This window comes from Paraburkholderia sp. Ac-20347, from assembly GCF_017104805.1.
Classification (GTDB): Bacteria; Pseudomonadota; Gammaproteobacteria; order Burkholderiales; family Burkholderiaceae; genus Paraburkholderia; species Paraburkholderia tropica.
Map to the genome: position 1 here is coordinate 1 of NZ_JAAGPN010000414.1, position 4,998 is coordinate 4,998.

4 protein-coding genes are annotated in these 4,998 nt (G+C 64.3%); all 4 read right to left on the minus strand.

What is annotated here, in order from left to right:
• Positions 1-193: 193 nt before the first annotated feature.
• Entirely contained in the window at positions 194-1,441 is a 1,248-nt protein-coding gene (locus G3N97_RS36600) for an extracellular solute-binding protein (RefSeq protein WP_234774862.1), read from the minus strand.
• 88 nt (positions 1,442-1,529) lie between these two features.
• Positions 1,530-3,527 (minus strand): beta-galactosidase, encoded by a 1,998-nt coding sequence (locus G3N97_RS36605; protein ID WP_205997661.1) that lies wholly within the window; start codon positions 3,525-3,527, stop codon positions 1,530-1,532.
• An 83-nt stretch (positions 3,528-3,610) separates the two neighbouring features.
• Complete coding sequence (gene ugpC / locus G3N97_RS36610; RefSeq protein ID WP_205997662.1) at positions 3,611-4,768, minus strand: sn-glycerol-3-phosphate ABC transporter ATP-binding protein UgpC; 1,158 nt, start codon at positions 4,766-4,768, stop codon at positions 3,611-3,613.
• A 47-nt stretch (positions 4,769-4,815) separates the two neighbouring features.
• On the minus strand, positions 4,816-4,998 hold a 183-nt coding region (locus G3N97_RS36615; RefSeq protein ID WP_205997663.1), incomplete at its 5' end, for a hypothetical protein.

The following is a 4,998-nucleotide window of genomic DNA, read 5'->3' on the forward strand; positions in this document are numbered from 1 at the left end:
CGGTGCGCGGCGCGTTCGAGTGGCCGTCGCCGGAACTCGACGCACCCGAAGGGCCGGACGCGTTGGGCGTGTCGTGCGAGGCACGGATCGTTGAAGTCACGGGGCGAACCACCACAAACCTCCAGTGCGAATCATGAGGCGGCGCGCGGCATGCAGCCATCGCGTGGGCATCGCGCGCGCCGCCGCCATCGGCTTACTTCTTGTAGATACGCTTGCGCGCGTCTTCGAGCTGCGCGAGGATCGAATCGATCTTCGTCGGATCGGCCATGAACTGCTGCATGCCCTTCATGCCTTCGTCGGCCATTTCCTTGGTCATGTCGCGATCATAAAACTGCGCGATGCCGCCCTTCGTGTTCGCGAGAATCTGGAAGCCGATCTTCGAGATCGCGTCTTCCGGTTCCGGCGACTTGCTGTTGGCCGACAGCGAGCCCAGACCCTTCGCGAGCTGCGCGCCCACTTCAGGCGTTTCGGCGAAGGCGAGGAACGCGTGCGCGTCGGCCTTGTTCTTCGCTTTCGCCGGAATATGCAGCGATTCGACCGGACCGTCTTCGGCCGTCGGCACATTCGAGTCGATGATCGGGAACTGGAAGTAACCCATCTGCTGCTTCACCGTGGGGCTGAAACCGCCCGTGATGAAGGTGCCCATCAGCATCATCGCGGCCTTGCCCTGGAACAGGAACGGCTGCGCGGCGTCGAGATCGTAGGACAGCGAGTTGTCGATGAAATAGCCCGCGTCGAGCAACTGCTTCCACGTCGTGTAGACCTTCTTCACACGCGGGTCGGTGTACGGCACTTCGCCCGCCATGAGCTGCTGGTGGAACTTGTTGCCGTTCAGGCGCAGATCGAGATAATCGAACCAGCCCGCGAGCGTCCACGCGTCGCGTCCGCCCACGGCGATCGGCGTGATGCCGGCGGCCTTGAGCTTCTTGCAGTCGTCGAGAAACTCGTTCCAGGTTTTCGGCTCGTTCGCGATGCCGACCTTCTGGAACAGGTCCTTGCGATAGAACATGCCCCACGAGTAATAGACCGTGGGCGCGGCGTACTGCTTGCCGTTATACGTCGACGATTCCTTCGTCGAGGCATACATGGTGTCCCAGCCGTTCTTCTGCCAGTCGCCGCTCAGGTCTTCGAACAGGCCGCGCTTCGCGTAGAACGCCATGCGCTCGCCGTTGTGCCAGTTCACGATGTCCGGCGGCGCGGTCGTGAGCCAGTTCGGCAACTGCACCTTGTACGCTTCCTCGTCGACGAACGACACCTTCACGTCCGTGCCGGGGTGCGTCTTCTTGAACTCGTCGATCACCTGGGTCCACACGGCGCGCTGGCTCGCGCCCTTGAACGCGATGTTCACTTCGAGCGTGCCGGCTTGTGCCGGGGTCGCGAGCGCGCCCGTGAACGCGGCGGTCGCGAGCGCGACGGCGACGAGCAGGGTGCGGGGTTGCATGGTCATGGCCTGTCTCCTTGGTTTTACGTCGTTGTCAGTGCTGCCGTTTATGTCGAAAAATGTCGAAAAGTGCTGAATGTCCTGCGTTTTATGCTGCTGCCGAGCGGTACGCCGAGACGCCTTGCGGCTCGATCGCGCGCGTGCCGATCACGAAGTCGCTATCGGCGATCGTGCCGTCGATCGTGTGCGTGCCGGGGCCGTAGTTGAAGACCCACGTGAGGCCGCCGCGACGGCTCACGCGCACGGCGTCGCCGAGCGGCACGGGTTCGAGTCCCGCTTCGGCGGCGATGCGCGCGAACAGCGCCTGGGTGGCGTCGTCGTCGAACAGACTCGCGAGATAGTGCACCGCGCCGTGCTTCACGTAAGCGGGATGACCGTCGCCGAAACGCGCGCGGACTTCGCTCGCGCCGTCTTGCTGCGCATCGCTCGATTCGCTCAATTCGATCAGATCGCGCCAGTGACGCGCGTGACCCGTCTGCGCGCCGAATTCAACCGGTTCGGTCACGTTGGGGCGCAGCGATTCCACGCGCCACACGCGCACCGGCAGGAGCGACGCGAGCGGGCCCGGCGGCAGATTCGCGGGAATCTGCAGATCGACGGTCTTCGAGCCGGTGCGCGGACCGACGATCACCTGCGCGCCCGATTGCGCGAGACGCTGCGCGAAGTCGTCGGGCAGCACGGGCAGGGGCGGCACGACCACGAGCTTGTAGCCGTCGAGCGGCGCATGCACGGAGACGATGTCGACGTCGAAACCGAGCGAGCGCAGCGCCGAGTAATACTCCACGGCAAAGCGCGGATAGTGAAAATCCGCGCCTTGCGGATGCACTTCGAACAGCCACTTCGCCTCGTAATCGAATACCAGCGCGACGGGCGTTTTCACTTGCGCGTTCGCATCGGCCTGCGCGTCGGCGAGCACGGTGCGGATTTCCTCGGCCACGCGCGCGGCTTCGCTGCCGCCGATATCGAGCCGGTTGTCGGGCGTGTTCAGCCCAGCATGCATCTGCTCCTGCGCGAACGGCGCCTGACGCCAGCGGAAATACGACACGCAGCCCGCGCCATGCGCGAACGCTTCCCAGCTCCACAGGCGCACCATGCCCGGCAGCGGCGCGGGGTTCCACTGCGCCCAGTTGACGGGGCCGGGCTGCTGCTCCATCACCCAGAACGGCAGCTTCGACATGCCGCGATACACATCGTGATTGAACGACGCGAAGTCGGGATGGCCCGTGCGCAGATAACGCGCCTTCACGTCCGGCGCGTACCACTGCTCTTCGAGCGCGCCGAGCGGATAGCTGTCCCACGACGCCACGTCGAGATCGGCGGCCACCTTGTAGTGATCGAACTCCGTGAACAGCTGCATGAAGTTGTGCGCGATGGGACGGCCCGGCGAATGCGCGCGGATGATGTCCACCTGCATGCGGTTGTAGCGCTGCACTTCGTCGGAGGCGAAGCGGCGATAGTCGAGCCGATGCGAAGGATGCGCTTCCGTGACGGTGCCGATCGGCGCGTCGATCTCGTCGAAACTGCGGTACTCCATGCTCCAGAATACCGCGCCCCACGCGGTATTGAGCGCGCCGATGCTGCCGTAACGCGCCTTGAGCCACTCGCGAAAACGCTTCACGGCGGCCGGCGAATAGCTGACGACGGTGTTGTGGCAGCCATATTCGTTATCGGTCTGCCAGTAAGCGACGGCGGGATGCTGGCCGTAGCGTTGCGCGACCGCTTCGCAGATGCGCTTCGACGCCTCGTAATACTCGGGCGACGAAAAATCATAGTGACGACGCGAGCCGAACGCGCGCACGCGGCCGTCCGCGCCCACCGGCAGAATCTCGGGATGGCGGTCGATCAGCCACTTCGGCGGCGTGGCCGTGGGCGTGCACATGACCACTTTCAGGCCCGCGTTGCCGAGCGTGTCGACGGCGCGGTCGAGCCAGCCCCAGTCGTATTCGCCGGGCGACGGCTCCATGCGGCTCCACGCGAATTCGGCGATGCGCACCTGCTCGATGCCGAGCGCCTTCATGCGCGCGGCGTCGTCCTTCCACATCGCTTCCTGCCAGTGCTCGGGGTAGTAGCAAACTCCAAGACGCATTGCGGTGTCCTCTTTTCGTTGGGTTCGTGCGCGCGTTCCGAATCGATACGGATTCCTGATCGATCGAACGCGTGCGCGTGGATTCAGGCGTGAGTCTCGACGGTGTCGAGCGGCGCGACGGCGAAACCGTCTTCGGCGAACAGATGGCAGAGCGCGGCACTCGCGCGGAAATGCGCGGTGTCGCCGGAATCGAGGCGCGCGTCACCGGGCGCCTTGGCGATCAGCACCGCGCCGCCGGGCTGGTCCAGATGCACGTAGCTGTGCTCGCCGAGCGCTTCCACGAGCGTGACCTTGCGCGTGAGCGCGAGCGTGTCGGCTTGCGGCGCGGCGGCTTCGTGCACGGGTTCGAGATGCTCGGGCCGCACACCGAGCGTGACCGGCGCGCCCACTGCGAGCGTGCCGCCATGGCGCGGCAGCGTGAGCGTTTCGCCGCTGCCGTCGAGCGTGACGCTCACGCCGTTCGTGTCGATGGCGGTTACCGTCGCGGCCAGAAAATTCATGCGCGGCGAACCGATGAAGCCCGCCACGAAACGGCTAGCGGGGCGGTGATACAGATCGAGCGGCGCACCCACCTGGGCGATGCTGCCATATCGTTCGGTATCCTTACCGCTGTGCAGCAGCACGATCTTGTCGGCGAGCGTCATCGCCTCGATCTGGTCGTGCGTGACGTAGACCACGCTCGCTTCGGCGAACTGCTTGTGCAGGCGCGCGATTTCGATGCGGGTCTGGCCGCGCAAGGTGGCGTCGAGATTCGACAGCGGTTCGTCGAAGAGAAACACGCCCGGTTCACGCACAATCGCGCGGCCGATGGCCACGCGCTGGCGCTGGCCGCCCGAGAGCGCTTTCGGATGGCGTTCGAGCAGCGCTTCGAGCTGCAGAATGCGCGCGGCTTCACGCACCTTGCGGTCGATATCGGCTTTCGGGGTTTTCGCGAGCTTCAGGCCGAAGGCCATGTTCTCGTAGACCGTCATGTGCGGAAAGAGGGCGTAGCTCTGGAACACCATCGCCACGCCGCGTTGCGCGGCGGGCACGTCGTTCACGAGTTTGCCGCCGATCGACACGTCGCCGTCGGTGACGTCTTCGAGTCCCGCAATCATGCGCAGCAAGGTGGATTTACCGCAGCCCGAAGGTCCAAGAAACACGCAGAATTCGTTCTTGCCGATCTCCAGATCGACATCGCGGATCACCGGCGCGTTGTCGCCGTAGGCCTTCTGCACGCCTCTCAAGGAAATGCTCGCCATGCGTCCCGTCTCCATGTTTTAATCGGCACGAAGCGGAGATTAAGCGCTTAATCAGGCAACCGAAAAAAATCGATCGTGGGCGCGATCGCAGGTTGCTTGTCTCCGGATTCATTTTGAATGCGAGGTCTATGGTGCCGTCGCCGCATGCGATCAGGCAAATGTTGAAACGCATTCCCATATATTGAGATTTCATGCCCACGCCCACTCTTGCCGAAGTCGCGCGCCACTCC

Coding starts and splice junctions, on each gene's coding strand:
- G3N97_RS36600 (WP_234774862.1), bottom strand. CDS start 1,441: ATGCAACCCCGCACCCTGCTCGTCGCCGTCGCGCTCGCGACCGCCGCG.
- ugpC (WP_205997662.1), bottom strand. CDS start 4,768: ATGGCGAGCATTTCCTTGAGAGGCGTGCAGAAGGCCTACGGCGACAAC.
- G3N97_RS36605 (WP_205997661.1), bottom strand. CDS start 3,527: ATGCGTCTTGGAGTTTGCTACTACCCCGAGCACTGGCAGGAAGCGATG.